We start from the raw sequence: 20778 nt of genomic DNA, 5'->3' as shown, positions 1-20778 counted from the left end.
AGATGCTGTTTACACCAACGCGCCGACCCAGCCGCAGATTGCGCAGGCAAATGGCCTTTGCATCGCACGCGGAAAACGGAATACCCACGGTGTGAGGACCAATGGCTGAATTCTTTAACACCCCAGGCGGAATAGCCATCATCATTCTGGCGCAAGTGCTTGCTGTTGTGGCCTTTGTGATGATTTCGCTGTTGTTCCTCGTTTACGGAGACCGCAAGATCTGGGCCGCCGTCCAAATGCGCCGCGGACCCAACGTGGTAGGGGTCTACGGCCTGCTGCAATCGGTGGCTGACGCGCTGAAATATGTAGTCAAAGAGGTCGTGATACCGGCGGGAGCCGACCGCACAGTTTTCATGCTGGCGCCGCTCACATCCTTCGTGCTGGCGATGATTGCATGGGCGGTGATCCCGTTCAATGATGGCTGGGTTCTGTCCGATCTGAACGTGGCAATCCTCTATGTTTTCGCCGTCTCCTCGTTAGAGGTTTATGGTGTGATTATGGGTGGTTGGGCGTCGAACTCAAAGTACCCGTTCCTTGGGTCGTTGCGCTCGGCTGCGCAGATGATTTCCTACGAAGTCTCCATCGGCCTGATCATCATCGGCATCATCATCTCGACCGGTTCGATGAATTTCGGCGACATCGTGCGGGCTCAGGACGGCTCGTTCGGGTTCTTCAGCTGGTACTGGCTGCCGCATTTCCCGATGGTCTTCCTGTTCTTCATCTCGGCATTGGCTGAAACCAACCGCCCACCGTTTGATTTGCCGGAGGCGGAATCAGAACTGGTTGCGGGTTATCAGGTCGAATACTCAGCTACGCCCTTCCTGCTGTTCATGGCCGGTGAATACATCGCCATCTTCCTGATGTGCGCGCTGACCTCGCTGCTGTTCTTCGGCGGTTGGCTGTCACCGATCCCGGGCTTGCCGGACGGAGTGCTGTGGATGGTCGCCAAGATGGCGTTCTTCTTCTTCCTCTTCGCGATGGTCAAGGCGATCACGCCCCGCTACCGCTATGATCAGCTTATGCGGCTGGGCTGGAAAGTGTTCCTGCCGTTCTCGCTGGTCTGGGTGGTCTTCGTGGCCTTTGCCGCAAAATTCGACTGGTTCTGGGGCGCGTTTGCGCGGTGGAGCGTAGGAGGCTGATATGACCCAAATCGACTATACCCGCGCTGCCAAATACTTCCTTCTGCAGGACTTTTGGGTTGGCATGAAGCTGGGGCTGAAATATTTCTTCGCCCCCAAGGCCACCGTGAACTACCCGCATGAAAAGGGACCACTGTCGCCGCGTTTCCGGGGTGAGCATGCCTTGCGCCGGTATCCGAACGGTGAAGAACGCTGCATCGCTTGCAAACTCTGTGAGGCGATTTGCCCGGCGCAGGCGATCACTATCGACGCAGAACCGCGCGAAGACGGCAGCCGCCGCACCACGCGGTATGACATCGACATGACCAAGTGCATCTATTGCGGTTTCTGCCAGGAGGCATGTCCGGTTGATGCCATCGTCGAGGGCCCGAATTTCGAATTCGCGACCGAAACCCGGGAAGAGCTGTTCTACGACAAGGAAAAACTGCTGGACAATGGCGAACGCTGGGAGGCCGAGATCGCTCGCAATCTGGAAATGGACGCGCCGTACCGATGATGAAGGTGTTCTTATCGCAGTGGAGGTTTTATCTCGTCTTGCTTACGGGTTTCTCGATACTTGCCTTAACCCGGTGGCATATGGGTTTCGCTGGGGCAGTTGAAGCAGTTCTTTTTGGGCTCGGATTGTGCGCGTTGTTCTTTGGGGCTGATCTAGTTTTGTCGAAGTTCAAGAAACGGGGATTAGACGTCTTGCTGTATATTCTCATTTTTGTCGCATCGACGGCTTACTGGTTGCGCCCCCAATGACTGATAATCCTACAAACCCTTTTGAGCTGATGATGAAGCAGGCTCAGGACATGGCCAAGGCGATGAACCCGGCGATGGAGAATTTCTCGCCCAAGGGGTTCGAGGCGCTGTGGCCGACCATGCCCAAAGAGGTCATGGAGATGATGTTTGGCAATACCGTCAACAAAGATGGTCTGGATGCCAAAACGCGCCTGCTGCTGACGCTGGCTGGGCTGACCTGTCAGGGCGCGCAGGCCGATAGCGCCGTGCGCCAGACCGTGCGTCATGCGCTGGAAGCGGGTGCGAAGAAACAAGAGATCGTGGAAACGATCGGTCAGATGTCGGTCTTTGCCGGCATCCCGGCCATGACCCGCGCGCTGGATCTGGCGCAAGAGGTTCTGGGCGATAACGAGGATGAGGATCAATGACCGTCTTTGCCTTCTACCTGTTTGCCATCAGCGCCATCACCGGCGGGCTGTTCACGGTGATCAGCCGCCAGCCGGTGCACTCGGTGCTGTGGCTGATCCTGTCGTTCCTGTCCTCGGCGGGGCTGTTTGTGCTGCTGGGGGCTGAGTTCGTGGCGATGCTGCTGATCATCGTTTATGTCGGCGCGGTCGCGGTTTTGTTCCTGTTCGTAGTTATGATGTTGGACGTGGACTTTGCCGAGCTCAAGGCTGAAATGGCGCGCTATATGCCGCTGGCCCTGCTGATCGGTCTGGTCATTCTGATGCAGTTCGTCATGGCCTTTGGGGCCTGGGACAGCGCACAGGGCGCGGCGGCCAATCTGGCTCAGCCGGTCCCGACCGACCGCCACAACACTGAGGCGCTTGGCGTCATTCTTTACGATCAATACTTCCTTCTGTTCCAACTGGCGGGCCTAATCCTGCTGGTCGCCATGATCGGCGCCATTGTGCTGACGCTGCGCCACCGTCAGGACATCAAACGTCAGGACATCGTCGGCCAGATGATGCGCGACCCGGCCAAGGCGATGGAGTTGAAGGACGTGAAACCGGGGCAGGGATTGTGAGAGACTCGATTTTTTCAAAAAAAATCGGCCTGAAATCTTTTAAAGATTTCGGCGTCGTGAGAGGGACAGGATCGTCAATATGATCGGACTTGAACACTATCTTACGGTCGCGGCGACGCTGTTCGTCATCGGCATCTTCGGTCTCTTCCTGAACCGCAAGAACGTCATCATCCTGCTGATGAGCATCGAGTTGATGCTCTTGGCGGTGAATATCAACCTTGTGGCGTTCTCCAGCTTTCTGGGCGATCTGGTCGGGCAGGTGTTTACGCTGTTCGTGCTGACCGTAGCGGCGGCCGAGGCGGCGATTGGTCTGGCCATTCTGGTCTGCTTCTTCCGCAACCGCGGCACCATCGCGGTTGAAGACGTCAATATGATGAAGGGCTAAGAGAACTATGGAAACAACCATCCTCTTTGCCCCGCTCATGGGTGCGCTGATCTGCGGATTTGGCTGGAAGTTCATTGGCGAAAAGGCGGCGATGTGGACCGCCACCGGGCTGCTGTTTCTGGCGTGTCTGCTGAGCTGGATCGTGTTCTTCACCTTCGATGGCGTCACCCAACAGATCGAAATCCTGCGCTGGATCGAGAGCGGCTCGCTCTCGACAAGCTGGGCTATTCGTCTGGACCGTCTGACCGCGATTATGTTGATCGTGGTGACGACCGTCTCGGCGTTGGTGCACCTCTATTCCTTTGGCTACATGGATCACGATCCGCAATGGCGCGAAGGCGAAAGCTATAAGCCGCGCTTCTTTGCCTATCTGTCGTTCTTCACCTTCGCCATGCTGATGCTGGTAACGGCGGACAACTTGGTACAGATGTTCTTTGGCTGGGAAGGCGTAGGCGTTGCCTCATACCTGCTGATCGGGTTCTATTATCGCAAGCCTTCTGCCAATGCGGCAGCGATGAAAGCGTTCATCGTAAACCGTGTCGGTGACTTTGGCTTTGCGCTGGGGATCTTTGCGATCTTCTTGCTGACGGACAGCATCAATTTCTCGGATGTCTTTGCATCGGCTCCGGCTCTGGCCGAGGAGAAACTGCACTTCCTTTGGGGCGAGTGGACAGCCATCGAAGTGATCTGTGTTCTGCTGTTCATCGGCGCGATGGGTAAATCGGCGCAGTTGATCCTGCACACCTGGCTGCCGGATGCGATGGAAGGCCCGACTCCTGTGTCAGCCCTGATCCACGCCGCAACCATGGTGACGGCCGGTGTCTTCCTCGTCTGCCGTATGTCGCCGCTGATGGAGTTCGCGCCGGGCGCGACTGGTTTCATCACATTCCTTGGGGCCTCGACTGCATTCTTTGCCGCGACCGTGGGTCTGGTTCAGACAGACATCAAGCGCGTGATCGCCTATTCGACCTGTTCCCAGCTGGGATACATGTTCGTGGCAGCGGGTGTCGGCATGTACTCGGCGGCGATGTTCCACCTGCTGACGCACGCGTTCTTCAAGGCGCTGTTGTTCCTTGGCGCGGGTTCTGTGATCCACGCCATGCATCACGAGCAAGAGATGACTGAGTACGGCGGGTTGCGGAAGAAAATCCCATATACGTACTGGGCGATGATGATCGGGACGCTGGCCATCACCGGTGTTGGCATCCCGCTAACCACCTTTGGTTTTGCAGGCTTCCTGTCAAAAGACGCGATCATCGAAAGCGCCTTTGCAGGTGGCACAGGCTACGCCTTCTGGATGCTGGTTATCGCGGCTGTCTTCACCTCGTTCTATAGCTGGCGCCTCATCTTCTTGACCTTTTATGGTGAAGAACGTGGGGACAAGCATACCCATGAGCACGCGCATGAGAGCCCGATGGTCATGTTGATCCCGCTGGGGGTCTTGTCCTTGGGCGCAGTCTTCGCCGGCATGATCTGGTATGGCAACTTCTTCGGACATACGGATAAAGTCGGCAAGTTTTACGGAATTCCGGTGGCCGAAGCGTCAGAGCATGGTGAGGCGCATGGCGATGATGGTCACGGCGAAGACACACATGCCGATCAGGGCCATAACGATGACTCGCATACCGATGACTCCCATGGCGACGATGCGGCGCATGGAGATAAAGACGACCATGGTGATCATCACTATGTGTTCGCTGGTCAACCGGGTGAGGGTGCGCTGTATATGGCGCCGGACAACACCGTGCTTGACGATGCCCATGCGGTTCCGAAATGGGTCAAGGTCTCGCCCTTCGTTGCGATGTTGCTTGGGTTCATAGTGGCCTATTGGTTCTACATCGTGAACACCTCGCTGCCTGCGCGTCTGGCTGCGAACCAACGTCCGCTGTACCTGTTCCTGTTGAACAAGTGGTATTTCGACGAGATCTACGATGCGATCTTTGTCAAACCTACTGTCGCACTTGGTCGATTCCTGTGGAAACGCGGTGACGGCAACACAATCGATGGCTTCCTGAATGGGGTTGCGATGGGCGTTGTGCCCTTCTTCACCCGCCTCGCAGGCAAGGCTCAGACCGGTTACATCTTTACTTACGCCTTCTGGATGGTCTTGGGCATCGCTGCCCTTGTCACCTGGATGTCGATCGGCGGAGGCGCACACTAATGGATCTCATCCTATCGATCGTAACCTTCACTCCGGCAGCGGCAGCGGCGATTCTGGCACTGTTTCTGCGCGGGGACGATCCTGATGCGCAACGCAACGCCAAATGGGTGGCTTTGATCGCAACGACTGTGACCTTCCTGGTCTCGATTGGCATCTATACCGGCTTTGATCCCTCGAACACCGGCTTCCAGATGGTGGAAGAGGGCGAGTGGCTGCTGGGACTGAAATACAAGATGGGTGTCGACGGCATCAGCGTTCTGTTCGTCCTGCTGACCACCTTCATCATGCCGCTGACCATTCTGGCCAGTTGGAACGTGACGGATCGGGTCAAGGAATACATGATCGCGTTCCTGCTGCTGGAAACGTTGATGCTGGGCGTCTTCATGGCGCTGGATCTGGTGCTGTTCTACCTGTTCTTCGAGGCCGGTCTGATCCCGATGTTCCTGATCATCGGCATCTGGGGTGGCAAGGATCGGATATACGCAAGCTTCAAATTCTTCCTCTACACCTTCCTCGGCTCGGTGCTGATGCTGGTGGCGATGGTTGCGATGTACGCTGATGCGGGCACCACGGATATCGAAGCGCTGATGAGCCATCAGTTCTCGTCGGATGGGTTCAGCGTGCTGGGCATCTATATCGTCGGCGGCATGCAGACGCTGATGTTCTTGGCGTTCTTCGCATCCTTTGCAGTGAAAATGCCGATGTGGCCGGTACACACGTGGTTGCCAGATGCGCACGTGCAAGCGCCGACCGCGGGTTCGGTTGTACTGGCGGCGATCCTCTTGAAGATGGGCGGCTATGGCTTCCTGCGGTTCAGTCTGCCGATGTTCCCCGTGGGCTCGGCCGTGATGACCGATCTGGTGCTTTGGATGTCGGCGATTGCGGTCGTTTATACCTCGCTGGTGGCGCTGGTGCAGGAGGATATGAAAAAACTGATCGCCTATTCCTCGGTCGCGCATATGGGCTTTGTGACCATGGGCATCTTTGCGGCGAACCAGCAGGGCATTGACGGCGCGATCTTCCAGATGCTCAGCCACGGGTTCATCTCGGCGGCGCTGTTCTTGTGCGTCGGCGTGATCTACGACCGGATGCACACCCGCGATATCGAGGCTTATGGCGGCCTGGTCATTCGCATGCCCGCCTATGCGCTGGTTTTCATGCTGTTCACCATGGCCAATGTCGGCCTGCCGGGCACGTCCGGGTTTATCGGAGAATTCCTGACCCTGATGGGCGCGTTCCAGGTCAACACCTGGGTGACGGCTGTGGCTGCAACCGGTGTGATCTTCTCGGCCGGTTATGCGCTGTGGCTCTACCGTCGGGTGGTCTTCGGCGATCTGATCAAGGAAAGCCTGAAGGCGATGACCGACATGAGTTCCCGTGAGCGCCTGATCTTCGCACCGCTGATCCTCATGACGATACTGCTAGGGATCTATCCGTCGCTGGTGACCGATGTGATCGGACAATCCACCGCTGCGCTGATTTCGAACTATGACACGGCTCTGACCGCGGCTGAGGCCGCATCCCAGACAGCCGCTTCGCATTAAGGAGGCTTTGGAGGCATGATCCAAGCTGATCTGACAATAATCCTGCCGGAAATCGTTCTGGCTGTATATGCGATGGCGGCGCTGATCGGAGCTGTCTACGCGACCAAAGACGGGCTTGCCCCGGTTCTGGTCTGGTCGACATCTGGTCTGATGGCCATTCTGGCGATCTGGATTGCGATGAATGGCGACGGAACCAACGTGGCTTTCAATGGCATGTTTGTGGACGACGGCTTTGCGCGCTTTGCCAAAGTAGCGATCCTGCTGTCCGCTGCTGCAGTTCTGCTGATGAGCCAGGACTACATGGCGCGCCGTGGTTTGCTGCGGTTTGAATACCCGCTGCTGGTCGCTTTGGCGGCTGTCGGCATGATGATGATGGTCAGCGCGGGCGATCTGATGTCACTTTACATGGGGCTAGAGCTGCAATCCCTGTCGCTTTATGTCGTAGCCGCGCTGCGCCGGGACAGCGCCAAATCGACCGAGGCAGGCCTGAAGTATTTCGTTCTGGGTGCGCTCAGCTCCGGTCTGCTGCTTTACGGGGCATCGCTGGTTTATGGCTTTACCGGAACCACGTTGTTCTCGGGCATCATCCAGACGGTGCATCATGATGATGTCTCGCTGGGGCTGCTGTTTGGTCTGGTTCTGTTGATCTCGGGCCTTGCGTTCAAGGTCTCGGCCGTGCCGTTCCATATGTGGACACCGGATGTGTACGAAGGTTCGCCAACGCCGATCACGGCTTTCTTCGCGACCGCACCCAAGGTGGCCGCCATGGCCTTGTTTGCGCGTGTCTTGCATGATGCCTTCGGGGGTGTTGTCCAAGATTGGCAGCAGGTGATCATCCTGCTTTCGGTTCTGTCGATGCTTCTGGGCGCTGTTGCGGCGATCGGGCAGCGTGACATCAAGCGACTGATGGCGTTTTCGTCCATTGCCCACATGGGTTATGCGCTGATCGGCCTGGCCGCAGGCACCGAAATGGGCGTCAAAGCCATGCTGATGTATCTGGCGATCTATGTGACGATGAACATTGGTACCTTCGCGTTCATCCTGATGATGGAGCGTGACGGCAAGCCAGTGACCGATATCGACGCACTGCGGCAATACTCGAAACGAGATCCGGGCAAGGCGCTTGCTGTTCTGATCTTGATGTTCAGCCTTGCAGGCGTGCCGCCGATGCTTGGTTTCTTTGCCAAGTTCGGTGTTTGGCAGGCCGGGATCGAGGCTGGGCTGACCGGTCTGGTGATCGCATCTGCGATCGCTTCGGTCATCGGCGCGTTCTATTATCTGCGCATCGTGTATTACATGTATTTCGGGGCCGAGAACGAAGACCCAATCGAAACCCGCTCGTCACCCGTTCTGTGGGGCGCATTGATGGGGTCTGCGGCGCTGATGCTGATCGGAGTATTCTACCAATTTGGCATCGAGGGCGCGGCGGCCGCTGCGGCGACAACGCTTGTCAATTGATCCCAATCCGAAACACAGCAAAGGGGCTCGGGCGTTGTACCGGGCCTTTTTGACATGAGCGACTGGCCCCAAGGATATGGTCTGCACGTGCTGCAGGAGGTGGACAGCACCCTGAACGAGGCTGCGCGGCTGGCTCCTTCCGCTGCGGGGCCGGTTTGGATCATGGCGCATCGACAGACTGCCGCACGGGGGCGTCGTGGGCGCGCTTGGGTCAATCCCACGGGCAATCTGGCCGCAACCCTGCTGATGCGCCCGCCGGGTGATCCAGAGCAGGCGGCGCTGCGGAGCTTTGTTGCCGCGTTGGCGCTATTTGATGCGTGTGTGGCGGTGACTGGGCGGGCCAGCGGCTTGTCCCTGAAATGGCCCAATGATGTACTGCTGAACGGCGGTAAACTGGCCGGTATCTTGCTTGAAAGCACAGGGCAGGGCCGAGGTGTTACGCATTTGGCGATCGGGATTGGCGTCAATCTTTCCGAGGCTCCAAGTGCTGACAATGTCGAAGCAGGGGCGGTGCGCCCGGTCTCATTGCTTTCGGAAACTGGTGCTTTGGTGACACCCGAGGATTTTCTGACCGAATTGGCTTCGGGCTATGCGCATTACGAAACGCAGTTCATGACCTATGGGTTCGAGCCGATCCGCATCGCCTGGCTTTCGCGCGCTGCGCGGTTGGGCGAGGTAATTACCGCCCGTACCGCTGCGTCAGAAACTGTGGGTACGTTTGAAACGGTGGACGTAGGTGGCAGCCTTGTCCTAAACACCGCCAAGGGCCGTGTCAGTATTCCGGCCGCGGATGTCTATTTCTAAAGGGGGCAAAGATGCTTCTGGCGATTGATTGCGGCAATACCAACACCGTTTTCTCGATCTGGGACGGTGAGAAGTTTCTGTGTACCCTGCGTACGTCAACCCATCACGCACGTACAGCGGACGCGTATTTCACTTGGTATTCAACCTTGGTGAAACACTACGGGATTGAGGCGGATATTACAGACGTGATCATCGCCTCAACCGTGCCACGTGTTGTGTTCAACCTTCGGGTTTTTGCAGATCGGTTTTTCGGATGCCGCCCGCTTGTCATCGGTAAACCAGATTGCCTATTGCCGGTTAATCCACGCGTCGATGAAGGCACGGTACCTGGCCCGGACCGATTGGCCAATGCGGCGGCGGCCTTTGACCGCCATGGCGGAAATGTGGTTGTGGTCGACTTTGGGACAGCCACGAATTTCGATGTGGTCGCGGCTGACGGCGCATATGTCGGGGGTATCATCGCCCCCGGTGTGAACCTAAGCCTCGAAGCATTGCATCAGGGCGCAGCGGCGCTGCCGCATATTGATATTACGCGACCCGACAAAGTTATCGGAACCAACACTGTTGGCTGCATCCAATCCGGCGTGTACTGGGGGTATTCCGGCCTGATCGAAGGTCTGATCTCACGCGTCAAATCCGAATACGGAATGGAGATGAAAGTCGTCGGTACCGGGGGGCTGGCGCCTCTGTTCGATCAGGCAGACGTGGGTTTTGACGCTATCGAAGATGATCTGACGATGCACGGTCTGACCGTGATCCATCGCTATAACAAGGAAAATAGCTCAACATGAGCAGTGAACGACTGATCTATTTGCCGCTGGGCGGTGCAGGCGAAATTGGCATGAATGCCTATGTCTACGGCTATGGCAAGCCGGGGCAAGAGCGGTTGATCCTAGTGGATCTGGGCGTGGCGTTTCCAGACATGGATACTTCGCCGGGTGTTGATCTGATTTTTGCCGACATAACTTGGCTAAAAGAACGCGCCGACCGGCTTGAGGCGGTGTTTGTGACCCACGCGCACGAAGATCATGTTGGCGCGGTCGCGCATTGTTACGAGGCTTTGGGCGCTCCGATCTATGCGCGCGCGTTCACGGCCAATATTGCACGCCGCAAAATGGAGGAACATGGTCATCCGACCGAAGCGGTGCATACCGTGTCGCCATGGCCGGAGCAGATCAAGGCAGGTCCGTTTACAATTGGTTTTCTGCCGGTATCGCATTCGATCCCCGAAAGTGCGGGGCTGATCATCGATACTCCTTCGGGCCGGGTGGTGCATACGGGTGATTTCAAACTGGATGCCAACCCAATCGTGGGTGAGCCGTTTGATCCCGACTTGTGGTCCGAAGTGGCCAAATCGGGCGTCAAAGCGCTGGTTTGCGACAGCACCAACGTGTTTTCGTCCCATCCCGGACGCTCGGAATCCGAAGTCGGGCCCGAAATCACGCGGCTTGTGCAGGGTGCCAGCGGTATGGTCATCGCGACAACCTTTGCTTCGAACGTGGCGCGGGTGAAGACGCTGGCCGAGGCGGGGCAGAAGGCAGGACGCTCGGTCGTGCTGCTGGGTCGTGCGATGAGACGGATGATCGAGGCGGCGACCGAAACAGGTATCCTTAGCGACTTTCCAAAGGTCATCAGCGCAGAAGAGGCGTTGGATGTCCCCCGCGCGAACCTGATGCTGATCGTCACCGGTAGCCAAGGTGAACGCCGTGCCGCCAGCGCCCAACTGGCGCGTGGCAAGTATCGCGGGCTTGAAGCGAAAGAAGGCGATTTGTTCCTGTTCTCGTCCAAGACTATTCCGGGTAATGAACGCGGCGTGATCCGCATCATGAACCAACTCAGCGAGAAGGGTGTAGATGTGGTCGATGACAGCTCGGGGCTGTATCACGTCTCAGGGCACGCCAATCGGCCTGATCTGGAAAAGGTTCACGCGCTTATCGATCCGCAGATGGTCATCCCGATGCACGGCGAACATCGCCACCTGCGAGAACATGCCAAGCTGGCCGAAGAAGGCGGGCGCACTGGGATTTTGGCAGTAAACGGCACCATGCTGGATTTGACTGGCAATGCTCCGAAGGTCGCGGACTATATCGAGACCGGTCGCACCTATCTGGATGGTACGGTCAAGATCGGTGCCCTGGACGGCGTCGTGCGCGATCGCATCCGTATGGCGCTGAACGGCCACATCACGATCACGGTCATACTGGACGAAGAAGACGAACCGTTGGGTGAGCCTTGGTGCGATACCATGGGGCTGCCCGAGATGGGATCGTCCCGCGCGGGGCTGGTCGAAGTGTTGGAAGAAGACCTGAACCAGTTCCTGATGCGCGCGGGTTCCAAGACTTTGCGCGATGACGACAAGCTGGAAGAAGGGTTGCGCCGGATCGCGCGTCAGACCGCGCAGGCCGAGATTGGCAAGAAGCCCGAGGTCACGGTGGTCGTCAGCCGGATGCGCTAATCCGCATAAGGCATCGGATATCCCCGAAGCTGCAAGAACAGGCTGGCCTCTTCGTCGTTGAGGAAGAAAGGCACGGTCTCTGGCGGCTTCGGGTCTGCGGTGCGTGCTGCAATCTCGGCCAAGACGACTTCGGTGATGAATGGCAGATCGAATTCGCGGGCTTGGCTGATCTTGACCCATTGCAGATGCGATAACTCGTCCGAGGCATGAGTGAAATCATCCAAATCGCCGTGAATCGCATCGGCATCGACCAAAAAAAACCTGGCATCAAATCGGCGAGGTCGCCCGGGGGGCGTAACGGCGCGAAAGACGAATTGCAACGCTTCGGCGGAAGGCAGATAACCCATCTGCGCAAAGCTTTGCCAATCGGGCGGGGCTGCCCCCGGCCATTCACCCGGTTGGCCAAGGATCAGCCCGGTCTCTTCCCACAATTCCCGGATCGCAGCAGCAGCCAGCGCATTCTGTAGGCCCGGTTGGGATTGCTGTGACAAGCGCTCGGTGCAGAGATCGGGCAGAGGTGTGCTGAGCGTTATGTCAGCATCGGCAGGATCGACTGCACCACCGGGAAAGACAAACTTGTTGGGCATGAACGCCGCCTTCGCGCCACGCTGCCCCATCAAGATCGAAGGATCGCTGAGCCTGTCACGCAGAACGATGACGGTTGCGGCGTTGCGAATGGCGGTCTTGTCTGCGCTCATGCAGTTTTGCCGAACCCATGCATCCGGCGCGCCCATTGATAGGCGACCACCGCACCTTTCAGGCGGGGCAGAAGGTACAGTGACAGCGCGACGCAAGCGATCGAAAAGCCAATCGCCATGACCCATGGATCTGGGCGCCAGTGCACGTACGACATATGCAGCGCGGGCGCCAAAAGGTGACCGACGATCAGAATGGTCAGGTAGGCCGGGCCATCATCAGCGCGATGGTGAAACAACTCCTGCCCGCATTCGGTGCAGGTATCGTTCACCTTGAGATAACTGTGCAACAGCTTACCTTCGCCGCAATTTGGGCATTTGCAACGAAACCCACGGATCAGTGCGGGTTTGGTTGGGCGGTCTTCCTCGACCGAGGTGTTGATCGTTTGAGCAGTCATTTGAGTCTCACGCGTTTATCCTTGGGCGATATAGGCGGTATCGAACCCGTCGGAAAAGGGGGGTGCGTCGCTTTGTGGCGATCACCCGCAGCCTATCAGCTTGTCGCTGCTTTTCAAACTCGGTGAAAAAAGTTGCCACCATGGCGACGGAAAGCCGTTCGGCCCGCGTTTGACTAAGTATCAACAGCGGTACTGGGCCGCTAAATTCAAGGAACTTTGTAATGAAAACCACTACCTTCATCTCGGCCGTCGTTCTTGCAGCAGTCGCCGTAACTGGCACAATGGCATCGGCCAAAGGGCCGCGAGCAACATTTCAGGAACTTGATGCCGACGGCGACGGGCAGGTCACTCAGGCCGAGATCACCGCGCATCGCAACCAAAAGTTCACCGCTGCAGATGCGGATGGCGATGGGCAACTGAGCGTTCAGGAGATGCAGGCTGCTGCACAGACCAAAGCGACTGAGCGGGTCAACAAGATGTTCGAAAAGCACGATGCAAATGCTGACGGTTTCCTGAGCGAAGATGAATTGCCGAAACCGCGCCGTGCCTCCAAGATGTTCGAGCGTATCGATGCCGATGGAAACGGATCGATCTCGGAACAGGAATATGCGGATGCAAAGGGCAAAATGGGCCGGAAACACAAGCGGCAACAGCAGTCGGACACCGACAACAACTGATAAGGGATGGAGGATCTGACCTCTTACCCGAACACGGCGCACGGCGGAATTTCCGCCGTGCCCGAGCCCAGCGACAATGAGTTGCTGGGCCGATTTGCTGAGGGGGACGCGGCGGCAGCCCGTTTGTTGACCGGACGTCTGGGACCGCGCTGCTATTCCGTGGCCTTGCGCATGCTGGGAAACCAAACCGAGGCCGAAGATGTGACCCAAGAGGCGATGATGCGGCTGTGGAAGATGGCACCCGATTGGATGTCGGGACAGGCGCAGATATCGACCTGGCTGTATCGAGTGACGCTGAACCTCTGCGCGGATATGCGGCGAAAAAAGCGGCCTGAAGCGTTGGATAATGTGGCTGAGCCCGAAGATGGTAGGGCCAGCGTGGTTGATCAGATTCAGGATGAAGCACGTAAAGATGCCTTGCAGGGGGCATTGGATCAACTACCGGACCGGCAGCGGCAAGCGGTGGTTCTGAGGCACATTGAAGAATTGTCCAATCCCGAAATCGCGGGGATCATGGATATTTCGGTCGAGGCCGTTGAAAGCCTGACCGCGCGTGGGAAAAGGTCCCTGACCGCCATACTGGCGGGTCGCCGGGATGAACTGGGGTACGAACATGGCTGATCTGGATAACGAACTCGACCAACTGTTTGCACAGGCACGCGCAACGCGGAATGAACTTCCGGACGATCTTGCTGTTCGAATCGAAACCGACGCCGAAGCGGTTCGGCTATCTCGAATTGCCCCGAAAGGCCGTTGGCCGTGGCGATCCAGCATTAGTGTGATTGGTGGTTGGCAGGGTTTGAGCGGCCTTGTAGCTGCAAGCGCAGCGGGCGTATGGATCGGGTTTTCTGCCCCAACCTTTTTGCCAGATCCCGTTGACTACTTTCTGTCGCAAGAATCGAATTACCTGATGGCAGATCTGAACCTGGACGAAAACTATCTGGAGGACGCAGAATGAGCGATAATCCTGCACCCAAGCGTAAATGGATACCGATTGCGCTGGCCGTCTCGCTTGCTCTGAACCTGTTGGTTGTCGGCATTGTTCTGGGCGCTGTCATGCGTTTCAAAGGAAATGATCGGGTAGACACCCCGCCGGGCTTTGGCCCAGCGTTGTACTACGCCTTACCCAAGCCGGATCGAAAAGCGCTGCGCGGCGAATTGTCGGACTTGCGCGGCAAGCGATCACATGGCCGCAAGCAGGATTTCTCTGCGCTCAGCCAGGCATTGAGGGTCGTTCCGTTTAACCCAGCGGCGGTTGAGACTTTGCTTGAACAGCAATCGAAGGCGACTGCTGATTTGCAAACAGCCCTTCACCGGCAATGGCTGGCGCAGATTACCACTATGAGCGATGAGGAGCGCGCCGAATACGCGGACCGGCTGGAAAAAGTGGTCAAAAGGGGCCCGCGCAAACCAAAGAAGCAGGATTGATTCCTTACGCCGCGCTCTTTTGAATCTGCACCCGGTTGCGGCCTGCCTTTTTAGCGGCATAAAGCGCTTGGTCCGCCGAGTTGATCAGGCGCCCCACCGCGTCGTTTTCGTCGCGCGTTGCGAGTTCCGGCGGCGCGCAAAGCTTCACCCCGACACTGATCGTGACGGGAACAAGAGTAGGCTTGTTAGGCAGTTGAAAGGGCTTTTCATGGATGGCCTTACAAACCTCTCTCGCTTGTTTCAGAGCCAGTTCCGCTGATGCATTGGGAAGCCCTATCATAAACTCCTCCCCTCCGATGCGCGCTACGAAACCGGATTCCCCAACTACCAGGCGCAGCCTTCGGGCGGCTTCGGTCAGCACCAGATCACCAGCGGCGTGACCAAACCGGTCATTGATTGCCTTAAAGTGATCAAGATCGGCCAGCATGATTGCGAACCCGTGTTCTGCAGCCGGTGCCTGATGTGCAATCTGCTGCAAGGCCCTCATGGCATAACGTCGATTGTGCAACCCGGTCAGTGGATCGGTCAGCGATTCCGCCAAATCCTTCCGCAAAGCCGCACGTAGCCGGTCGTCTCGGGTCTTGCGGGCAATCAGGGTTTCCAACCGCAACGAAATCTCGTCCGTGTGAAACCCGCCCATGCAGATCGCATCTGCACCGTTGTCCAATGCTTCGGCTGCGCGTACGGGGTTTTCATCTGGCAACACCCCGATCAGCACCGTATTGCGCGTTGCGCTGCGGGATCGAAGATCAGCCAGAAGGTTACGCCCAGAGGCGGTTGGCATAAGCTCGACGACGATTGCATCCGGCGTGGCCCCGGACAAAACACCTTTGAGATCAGGAAGTGTATGGCTGGTCACGTTGTGCCGCGTTTGACTGGCCAGAGTTTTGCCCCACAACGCGCCGGTCCGTGCTGAATGCGCCAAGATAGCGATCTGTGCGGTCGCTGGCGGAGCCAGCAGTACTTGTGGCGGTTCGCCAAATCCGATGGGCTGAGACTCACTTTTGAGGCTTAGATCCTGCCTGTCTCCTCTCGCGCGTAGCAAGCTGCGTATCCGGGCGAGTAACAGTGTGTCTTTGAACGGATAGCCCAGAACATCATCCAGACCATCAGACAGTGCTCGTAACCGCGCGGCTTTGTCGTTTTGGGGTGCAATCGCGACAATTGGTACATCGATCAGCGCAGGATCAGACGCCATCACTTTCTTGACATCTGCCGCTGTACCGTCCGGCAAAGTCTGGGCTGTCAAAACCAGATCAGGACGGGTCCGCCTGAGTAATGCGCCAAGCCCGGCGAGTCTTTCCCCTTGCACGACGTGATACCAGGCTGCCGTCAGTTGAACCTTAAGCATTATGCGATTGGTCGAAACACCGTCGAGGACGAGTATGGTGCCTTGTACAGACATAGCCATTCACCGTTTGATTGCATGCGTTGCCAAAGTGTTTATGACTCTGGTTAACAAACCCTTTCCAAGCCAATGCCCGAGGCCAATTTATGCCGATCTCTGCCAATTCCGCTGAAACGCTGGCTATAAATGTGCTGAGTTGGCTGGTTGGGAATGAGGAATTGTTACCTGTTTTTCTTGGTGCGACCGGGGCCTCTGCTCAAGATCTGCGCGACCGAGCGGGCGAGGCGGAGTTCCTGGGATCGGTATTGGACTTTCTGTTGCTTGACGATTCGTGGGTGATCGCTTTTTGTGACGCCAATTCTGTACCTTACGATGAACCGGGCCAAGCCCGCGCGGTATTGTTTGGCAATTCGGACATGCACTGGACTTAATCCACAGGAGCCTTTTTCATGGCAATAGACGCCCTCGTGTTCGACAAGGACGGCACACTTTTTGATTTTGCGGCCACTTGGGGGGCGTTCGGACGCATCGCGCTGGAACAGCTTGCCGATGGCGACGCTCAGCGCGCCTCTGAGTTGGGAAAGGCAATCGGGTTCGATATCGAACAAGAGACCTATGACGCAGACAGCATCGTTATCGCAGGAACAGTTGATGAGGTTGCTGGCGCGCTGAAGCCCAACTTGCCCGAAATGTCGCATGAGCTGTTGATTGAAACGCTCAACCGCGCATCCGCCGAAGCACAGCAGATACCCGCAGTTCCCTTGGCGCCGTTCCTGGAAGAGCTGCGAGAGGCCGGGTTAAAGCTGGGTGTCGCCACCAATGATGCTGAAATGCCCGCTCTGCAGCACCTGCATTCGGTCGGCGTGCGCGATCATTTTGATTTTGTCGCCGGTTATGACAGCGGTCATGGCTACAAACCCGGTCCTGGGCAGTTGTTGGCCTTTGCGCAACAAGTTGACGTAGAGCCCGCGCGAATCGCGATGGTTGGCGACAGTCTGCACGATCTGGAAGCAGGGCGCGCGGCGGGGATGGTGACGATCGGGGTTTTGACCGGAATGGCGGCGGCCGAAACTCTCGCTCCTTTGGCGGATGTTGTATTACCCGACATCGGCCATATTCCCAATTGGTTGTCCAAGTCCTGATCGTCCAATGTTTTGAAACGCCGGGTTGAATGGCAAAACCGACATTATCTGTCGCAGACAGAGCGGCGAAAACCTGATCTTCGAGGCTTTCTTGAGAAAGAAAGTGCGCGGAGAATAACTATGGCTGACACAAAAACACGCAAACGACGCGGTGGCGGACGGGCAGGGGCAGCGGCCCGGCGCGGCGGTACAGTGATCGAGCAGATGCCGTGGAACCCGCCCATCAATATCGACAAACCTACCGAGCCGTTGGGTCCCGAAGGGATCGAGGCGATTCACGAGGGTGCCATGCGTATCCTCGAGGAAATTGGCATCGAGTTTTATAATCAGGAAGCCATCGGCATTCTGCGTGAGGCGGGGTGCACGATCTCGGGTGACAATATCCGTATGGGTCGGGACTTCGTGATGGAAATGGTGGGCAAGGCCCCCAGTTCGTTCACCATCACACCGCGCAATCCGGATCGTAAGATCGAGATCGGCGGCAGGAATATGGTGTTCGGCAACGTCTCTTCGCCTCCGAACTATTGGGATATGGAAATCGGTAAGAAGGTGCCCGGCAATCGCCGAATGTGCCAGGATCTGCTGAAGCTAACCCAATATTTTAACTGTATCCACTTTGCGGGTGGCTATCCGGTAGAACCGGTTGATATTCACGCCAGTGTTCGGCATCTGGATGTGCTCTACGACAAGCTCACTCTGACTGACAAGGCGATGCACGCCTATTCGTTGGGCAAAGAGCGTGTTGAAGATGTGATGGAGATGGTGCGGATCGCGGGCGCGCTCAGCCATGAAGAATTTGAAGCCTCACCTCGGATGTACACCAACATCAACTCGACCTCACCGCTCAAGCACGATCATCCGATGATCGATGGCTGCCTACGCTTGGCGCGGCGGGGGCAGGCGATTGTGGTGACACCCTTCACACTGGCCGGTGCGATGGCGCCAGTGACCATGGCGGGCGCGGTGGCGCAATCGCTTGCCGAAGCGCTGTGTGCAATCGCACTGTTCCAATATGTGCGGCCCGGCATACCGTGCGCGATCGGTACGTTTACATCAAATGTCGACATGAAATCGGGCGCGCCCGCATTCGGGACACCGGAGTACATGCGCTCCACTCAGATGACCGGGCAAATGGCACGGTTCTATGGCTTGCCGATGCGGTCTTCGGGTGTTTGCGCTGCGAATGTGCCGGATGGGCAGGCGGTCTGGGAAACGTCGAATTCGCTTTGGGCGGCGGTTCAGTCGGGGACCAACATGGTTTATCACGCGGCTGGCTGGCTAGAGGGAGGGCTGATCGCGAGCCCTGAAAAGTTCATCATGGACTGCGAAGTCCTGCAGCATATTCAGCGCTATATGAACCCTGAACTAACAGCGACAGGTCCGGATGAGATCGCACTCGAAGCGATCAAATCGGTTGGGAATGACGGGCATTTCTTTGGCATCCAACATACGCAGGATCGCTATACGACAGCATTCTATCAACCGTTCCTGAGTGACTGGAAGAACTTCGAGGCATGGGAAGTGGCCGGAGGCATCTGGACGGCGGAACGCGCGCACCAAATGTTCAAGGAGATCGTCAACAACTTCGAAGCCCCGCACATGGATGAAGCGATCCGTGAGGAACTGGCTGAGTTTGTTGAACGTCGCAAGGCTGAAGGTGGTGCACCAACCGATTTCTGACCTTCGTGATTACCTGAGTTTCACTTTGTAACTAGATTGCATTCTCATGATCCCATTGCGGATTTTGGGCATTTGTTAAGCTTTCTGGGATCACCTGAGGTTGAATCTCAATCTGGGGCGACTCATGCACGGGCTGATCAACAGGGCGATCCAATCATTTGTCTGCGCCACTTATGGCCGACAATGCTGGCTGCGTGCGACCCAAGCGGCTGAGCTGGGGTTCGACGAGTTTGAGGCAATGTTGATTTATGATGCAGACATTTCGACCCGTGTCCTGGACGTACTCTGTCTGGACTTGAAACGTTCAAAATCCGAGTTTCTTGAAGACCTTGGTACATATCTGGTCTCTCACCCGAATATGGAAGATCTGCGACGATTGCTGCGTTTCGGAGGTGTGACCTATGTTGAATTTCTGCATTCGCTGGATGACTTGTCGGATCGCGTGCGTCTTGCTGTTTCAGACCTTAAGTTGCCGGATTTGGAATTGCTGGAGCATTCAGCAGCAGAATATCAACTGCACTGTGCTCCGGGCTTACCGGGATACGCCAGTGTCATGACTGGCATATTGCGCGCGATGGCAGATGACTACGGGGCGTTGGTTTTTCTTTCCAATCAAGGCAATCAAAGCGAGACCGAGGTTATTTCAATCACATTGATTGAAAGCGCATTTACTGAAGGGCGTGATTTTGATCTTGGGGCGCGAAAACCATGATCAAGACTGAACACCTTGGCTCTCTGCTGGATACACTGTGTCCGATGTATGTCCTTGTCGATGACGCGGGGCTGATCGGTCGTGTCGGTCCAACGTTGCAGAAATTACGCCCGGATCGGCCATTGGCCGGGCGAAACTTTCTAGACATTTTTGAGCTCGTGCGGCCCAGATCCATCACTGCGGTGGCAGAGATGATGGCGCTGTCGGATCGAATGCTGCGCCTCAGGTTCCAAGACCACCCTCAGACCGCGTTCAAAGGGCTGATCGCCCCGTATCCGTGCGGCCGAGGCGCGGTGATCAATCTGTCTTTCGGTATTTCCATACTCGACGCCGTACGGGATTACGCGCTGACCAGTGGTGATTTTTCTGGCACCGATTTGGCGATTGAATTGTTGTATCTGGTTGAGGCGAATTCAGCTGCGATGGAGGCTTCACGCTCGCTGAACCTCCGTCTGCAAGGTGCGCGGCTTGCTGCCGAAGAACAAGCTTACACCGACACATTGACCGGGCTGGAGAACCGGCGTGCAATGGATCATATCCTGGGGCATCTGATCGCGTCTAAATCGACCTTTGCATTGATGCATCTGGATCTGGATTTCTTTAAATCGATCAATGACCGATTGGGCCATGCGGCGGGGGACTACGTGCTGCAACAGGCCTCGCAAATCATGCTGGATGTTACACGAAGCGATGACACGGTTGCCCGTATCGGTGGGGATGAATTTGTATTGATCTTCAAAGGGATGATTGACCGCCCAACGCTTGACGGAATTGCCCGGCGGCTCATCTCGCGCCTGTGCGAGCCAATACAGTTTGAGGGGGCAGACTGCAGGATTTCGGCAAGTATTGGTACGGCGCTCTCTACTCAGTTCGAGGTGCCGAAAGCGCACGATATTCTGCATGCTGCTGATCTTGCGCTATATGCGGCGAAGCGAAATGGGCGGTCCTGCCATCGGTTTTATTGCGAATTGTCGGATGCGCAGCAATCCGGCTGAATTTGCG

Annotated in this window: 23 protein-coding genes; 20 read left to right on the top strand and 3 right to left on the bottom strand. The window is 56.8% G+C overall.

All coding sequences use genetic code 11. From position 1 onward, the window contains the following. Nucleotides 1–101 precede the first annotated feature (101 nt). The 11 genes from nuoH (at nucleotide 102) to ACR0B3_RS10905 (ending at nucleotide 11696) form a co-directional block, all read left to right on the top strand. Nucleotides 102–1139: an NADH-quinone oxidoreductase subunit NuoH gene (gene nuoH / locus ACR0B3_RS10955; RefSeq protein WP_170685819.1), complete on the top strand. Its 1038-nt coding sequence runs from the start codon at nucleotides 102–104 to the stop codon at nucleotides 1137–1139. Between the two features lies 1 nt (nucleotide 1140). Continuing rightward, a complete protein-coding gene (nuoI, locus tag ACR0B3_RS10950; RefSeq protein ID WP_039524264.1) occupies nucleotides 1141–1635 on the top strand; it encodes an NADH-quinone oxidoreductase subunit NuoI in 495 nt (164 codons plus the stop codon). 244 nt (nucleotides 1636–1879) lie between these two features. After that, entirely contained in the window at nucleotides 1880–2290 is a 411-nt protein-coding gene (locus ACR0B3_RS10945) for a carboxymuconolactone decarboxylase family protein (RefSeq protein ID WP_480809088.1), read from the top strand. Further along, nucleotides 2287–2889, top strand: coding sequence for an NADH-quinone oxidoreductase subunit J (locus tag ACR0B3_RS10940; RefSeq protein WP_480489568.1), 603 nt, complete (start codon nucleotides 2287–2289; stop codon nucleotides 2887–2889). Before ACR0B3_RS10945 ends, ACR0B3_RS10940 begins: the two co-directional genes overlap by 4 nt. 79 nt (nucleotides 2890–2968) lie before the next feature. After that, a complete protein-coding gene (gene nuoK / locus ACR0B3_RS10935) occupies nucleotides 2969–3274 on the top strand; it encodes an NADH-quinone oxidoreductase subunit NuoK (protein WP_005984024.1) in 306 nt (101 codons plus the stop codon). Between the two features lie 7 nt (nucleotides 3275–3281). Beyond that, the gene (nuoL, locus tag ACR0B3_RS10930; RefSeq protein ID WP_480809087.1) at nucleotides 3282–5435 is read left to right on the top strand and encodes an NADH-quinone oxidoreductase subunit L; all 2154 of its coding nucleotides are present in this window, start codon (nucleotides 3282–3284) and stop codon (nucleotides 5433–5435) included. Next, a complete protein-coding gene (locus ACR0B3_RS10925) occupies nucleotides 5435–6979 on the top strand; it encodes an NADH-quinone oxidoreductase subunit M (protein WP_480809086.1) in 1545 nt (514 codons plus the stop codon). The genes nuoL and ACR0B3_RS10925 overlap by 1 nt, the downstream gene beginning before the upstream one ends. A 15-nt stretch (nucleotides 6980–6994) precedes the next feature. Beyond that, nucleotides 6995–8437, top strand: a complete 1443-nt coding sequence (nuoN, locus tag ACR0B3_RS10920) for an NADH-quinone oxidoreductase subunit NuoN (protein ID WP_480809085.1) — start codon at nucleotides 6995–6997, stop codon at nucleotides 8435–8437. 54 nt (nucleotides 8438–8491) lie between these two features. After that, nucleotides 8492–9241, top strand: a complete 750-nt coding sequence (locus tag ACR0B3_RS10915) for a biotin--[acetyl-CoA-carboxylase] ligase (protein WP_480809084.1) — start codon at nucleotides 8492–8494, stop codon at nucleotides 9239–9241. Between the two features lie 11 nt (nucleotides 9242–9252). Continuing rightward, entirely contained in the window at nucleotides 9253–10032 is a 780-nt protein-coding gene (locus ACR0B3_RS10910) for a type III pantothenate kinase (RefSeq protein WP_480809083.1), read from the top strand. After that, nucleotides 10029–11696 (top strand): ribonuclease J, encoded by a 1668-nt coding sequence (locus ACR0B3_RS10905; protein WP_480809082.1) that lies wholly within the window; start codon nucleotides 10029–10031, stop codon nucleotides 11694–11696. Before ACR0B3_RS10910 ends, ACR0B3_RS10905 begins: the two co-directional genes overlap by 4 nt. On the opposite strand, the gene ACR0B3_RS10900 is transcribed toward ACR0B3_RS10905, so the two are convergent. Both ACR0B3_RS10900 and ACR0B3_RS10895 read right to left on the bottom strand, forming a co-directional pair. Further along, a complete protein-coding gene (locus ACR0B3_RS10900) occupies nucleotides 11693–12394 on the bottom strand; it encodes an NUDIX hydrolase (RefSeq protein ID WP_480809081.1) in 702 nt (233 codons plus the stop codon). The genes ACR0B3_RS10905 and ACR0B3_RS10900 overlap by 4 nt on opposite strands. Next, entirely contained in the window at nucleotides 12391–12789 is a 399-nt protein-coding gene (locus tag ACR0B3_RS10895) for a DUF983 domain-containing protein (RefSeq protein ID WP_480809080.1), read from the bottom strand. Before ACR0B3_RS10895 ends, ACR0B3_RS10900 begins: the two co-directional genes overlap by 4 nt. Nucleotides 12790–13010: 221 nt before the next feature. Here ACR0B3_RS10895 and ACR0B3_RS10890 point away from each other — a divergent pair, with 221 nt between their 5' ends. Genes ACR0B3_RS10890 through ACR0B3_RS10875 form a run of 4 tightly spaced genes read left to right on the top strand, consistent with a single transcriptional unit; the run spans nucleotide 13011 to nucleotide 14894 of the window. After that, nucleotides 13011–13466, top strand: coding sequence for an EF-hand domain-containing protein (locus tag ACR0B3_RS10890; protein ID WP_170720497.1), 456 nt, complete (start codon nucleotides 13011–13013; stop codon nucleotides 13464–13466). Nucleotides 13467–13472: 6 nt separating this feature from the next. After that, nucleotides 13473–14087 carry an RNA polymerase sigma factor gene (locus ACR0B3_RS10885; RefSeq protein ID WP_480809079.1) on the top strand — a complete coding sequence of 205 codons (615 nt, stop codon included), beginning with the start codon at nucleotides 13473–13475 and terminating at the stop codon, nucleotides 14085–14087. After that, nucleotides 14080–14424, top strand: coding sequence for a hypothetical protein (locus ACR0B3_RS10880; RefSeq protein ID WP_480809078.1), 345 nt, complete (start codon nucleotides 14080–14082; stop codon nucleotides 14422–14424). Before ACR0B3_RS10885 ends, ACR0B3_RS10880 begins: the two co-directional genes overlap by 8 nt. Further along, complete coding sequence (locus ACR0B3_RS10875) at nucleotides 14421–14894, top strand: periplasmic heavy metal sensor (protein ID WP_480809077.1); 474 nt, start codon at nucleotides 14421–14423, stop codon at nucleotides 14892–14894. The genes ACR0B3_RS10880 and ACR0B3_RS10875 overlap by 4 nt, the downstream gene beginning before the upstream one ends. A 4-nt stretch (nucleotides 14895–14898) precedes the next feature. Here the strand turns inward: ACR0B3_RS10875 and ACR0B3_RS10870 are convergent, their stop codons facing one another. Continuing rightward, nucleotides 14899–16299, bottom strand: a complete 1401-nt coding sequence (locus ACR0B3_RS10870; protein WP_480809076.1) for a diguanylate cyclase — start codon at nucleotides 16297–16299, stop codon at nucleotides 14899–14901. An 89-nt stretch (nucleotides 16300–16388) separates the two neighbouring features. Here ACR0B3_RS10870 and ACR0B3_RS10865 point away from each other — a divergent pair, with 89 nt between their 5' ends. From ACR0B3_RS10865 to ACR0B3_RS10845, 5 genes are all read left to right on the top strand, one after another. After that, nucleotides 16389–16673, top strand: a complete 285-nt coding sequence (locus ACR0B3_RS10865; protein ID WP_480809075.1) for a DUF3572 domain-containing protein — start codon at nucleotides 16389–16391, stop codon at nucleotides 16671–16673. A gap of 18 nt (nucleotides 16674–16691) precedes the next feature. After that, nucleotides 16692–17384, top strand: a complete 693-nt coding sequence (locus ACR0B3_RS10860) for an HAD family hydrolase (RefSeq protein ID WP_480809074.1) — start codon at nucleotides 16692–16694, stop codon at nucleotides 17382–17384. A 120-nt stretch (nucleotides 17385–17504) separates the two neighbouring features. Next, the gene (locus ACR0B3_RS10855; RefSeq protein ID WP_480809073.1) at nucleotides 17505–19064 is read left to right on the top strand and encodes a trimethylamine methyltransferase family protein; all 1560 of its coding nucleotides are present in this window, start codon (nucleotides 17505–17507) and stop codon (nucleotides 19062–19064) included. Between the two features lie 124 nt (nucleotides 19065–19188). After that, nucleotides 19189–19776 carry a heme NO-binding domain-containing protein gene (locus ACR0B3_RS10850; protein ID WP_480809072.1) on the top strand — a complete coding sequence of 196 codons (588 nt, stop codon included), beginning with the start codon at nucleotides 19189–19191 and terminating at the stop codon, nucleotides 19774–19776. Next, a complete protein-coding gene (locus ACR0B3_RS10845; RefSeq protein ID WP_480809071.1) occupies nucleotides 19773–20771 on the top strand; it encodes a diguanylate cyclase domain-containing protein in 999 nt (332 codons plus the stop codon). The genes ACR0B3_RS10850 and ACR0B3_RS10845 overlap by 4 nt, the downstream gene beginning before the upstream one ends. Nucleotides 20772–20778: the final 7 nt, after the last annotated feature.

The organism is Ruegeria sp. CE9, from assembly GCF_056537425.1.
The sequence above is the reverse complement of the archived record's forward strand: the minus strand, read 5'-3'. Positions and strand labels throughout refer to the sequence as shown.

Excerpts from the sequence above, each read along its gene's own strand:
- ACR0B3_RS10915 (WP_480809084.1), top strand. The coding sequence starts at position 8,492 with ATGAGCGACTGGCCCCAAGGATATGGTCTGCACGTGCTGCAGGAGGTG.
- ACR0B3_RS10875 (WP_480809077.1), top strand. The coding sequence starts at position 14,421 with ATGAGCGATAATCCTGCACCCAAGCGTAAATGGATACCGATTGCGCTG.
- ACR0B3_RS10925 (WP_480809086.1), top strand. The coding sequence starts at position 5,435 with ATGGATCTCATCCTATCGATCGTAACCTTCACTCCGGCAGCGGCAGCG.
- ACR0B3_RS10905 (WP_480809082.1), top strand. The coding sequence starts at position 10,029 with ATGAGCAGTGAACGACTGATCTATTTGCCGCTGGGCGGTGCAGGCGAA.
- ACR0B3_RS10870 (WP_480809076.1), bottom strand. The coding sequence starts at position 16,299 with ATGTCTGTACAAGGCACCATACTCGTCCTCGACGGTGTTTCGACCAAT.
- ACR0B3_RS10910 (WP_480809083.1), top strand. The coding sequence starts at position 9,253 with ATGCTTCTGGCGATTGATTGCGGCAATACCAACACCGTTTTCTCGATC.
- nuoI (WP_039524264.1), top strand. The coding sequence starts at position 1,141 with ATGACCCAAATCGACTATACCCGCGCTGCCAAATACTTCCTTCTGCAG.
- ACR0B3_RS10940 (WP_480489568.1), top strand. The coding sequence starts at position 2,287 with ATGACCGTCTTTGCCTTCTACCTGTTTGCCATCAGCGCCATCACCGGC.
- ACR0B3_RS10895 (WP_480809080.1), bottom strand. The coding sequence starts at position 12,789 with ATGACTGCTCAAACGATCAACACCTCGGTCGAGGAAGACCGCCCAACC.
- nuoH (WP_170685819.1), top strand. The coding sequence starts at position 102 with ATGGCTGAATTCTTTAACACCCCAGGCGGAATAGCCATCATCATTCTG.
- ACR0B3_RS10845 (WP_480809071.1), top strand. The coding sequence starts at position 19,773 with ATGATCAAGACTGAACACCTTGGCTCTCTGCTGGATACACTGTGTCCG.
- ACR0B3_RS10860 (WP_480809074.1), top strand. The coding sequence starts at position 16,692 with ATGGCAATAGACGCCCTCGTGTTCGACAAGGACGGCACACTTTTTGAT.
- ACR0B3_RS10850 (WP_480809072.1), top strand. The coding sequence starts at position 19,189 with ATGCACGGGCTGATCAACAGGGCGATCCAATCATTTGTCTGCGCCACT.
- ACR0B3_RS10880 (WP_480809078.1), top strand. The coding sequence starts at position 14,080 with ATGGCTGATCTGGATAACGAACTCGACCAACTGTTTGCACAGGCACGC.
- ACR0B3_RS10945 (WP_480809088.1), top strand. The coding sequence starts at position 1,880 with ATGACTGATAATCCTACAAACCCTTTTGAGCTGATGATGAAGCAGGCT.
- nuoN (WP_480809085.1), top strand. The coding sequence starts at position 6,995 with ATGATCCAAGCTGATCTGACAATAATCCTGCCGGAAATCGTTCTGGCT.
- nuoL (WP_480809087.1), top strand. The coding sequence starts at position 3,282 with ATGGAAACAACCATCCTCTTTGCCCCGCTCATGGGTGCGCTGATCTGC.
- ACR0B3_RS10885 (WP_480809079.1), top strand. The coding sequence starts at position 13,473 with ATGGAGGATCTGACCTCTTACCCGAACACGGCGCACGGCGGAATTTCC.
- ACR0B3_RS10855 (WP_480809073.1), top strand. The coding sequence starts at position 17,505 with ATGGCTGACACAAAAACACGCAAACGACGCGGTGGCGGACGGGCAGGG.
- ACR0B3_RS10890 (WP_170720497.1), top strand. The coding sequence starts at position 13,011 with ATGAAAACCACTACCTTCATCTCGGCCGTCGTTCTTGCAGCAGTCGCC.
- nuoK (WP_005984024.1), top strand. The coding sequence starts at position 2,969 with ATGATCGGACTTGAACACTATCTTACGGTCGCGGCGACGCTGTTCGTC.
- ACR0B3_RS10865 (WP_480809075.1), top strand. The coding sequence starts at position 16,389 with ATGCCGATCTCTGCCAATTCCGCTGAAACGCTGGCTATAAATGTGCTG.
- ACR0B3_RS10900 (WP_480809081.1), bottom strand. The coding sequence starts at position 12,394 with ATGAGCGCAGACAAGACCGCCATTCGCAACGCCGCAACCGTCATCGTT.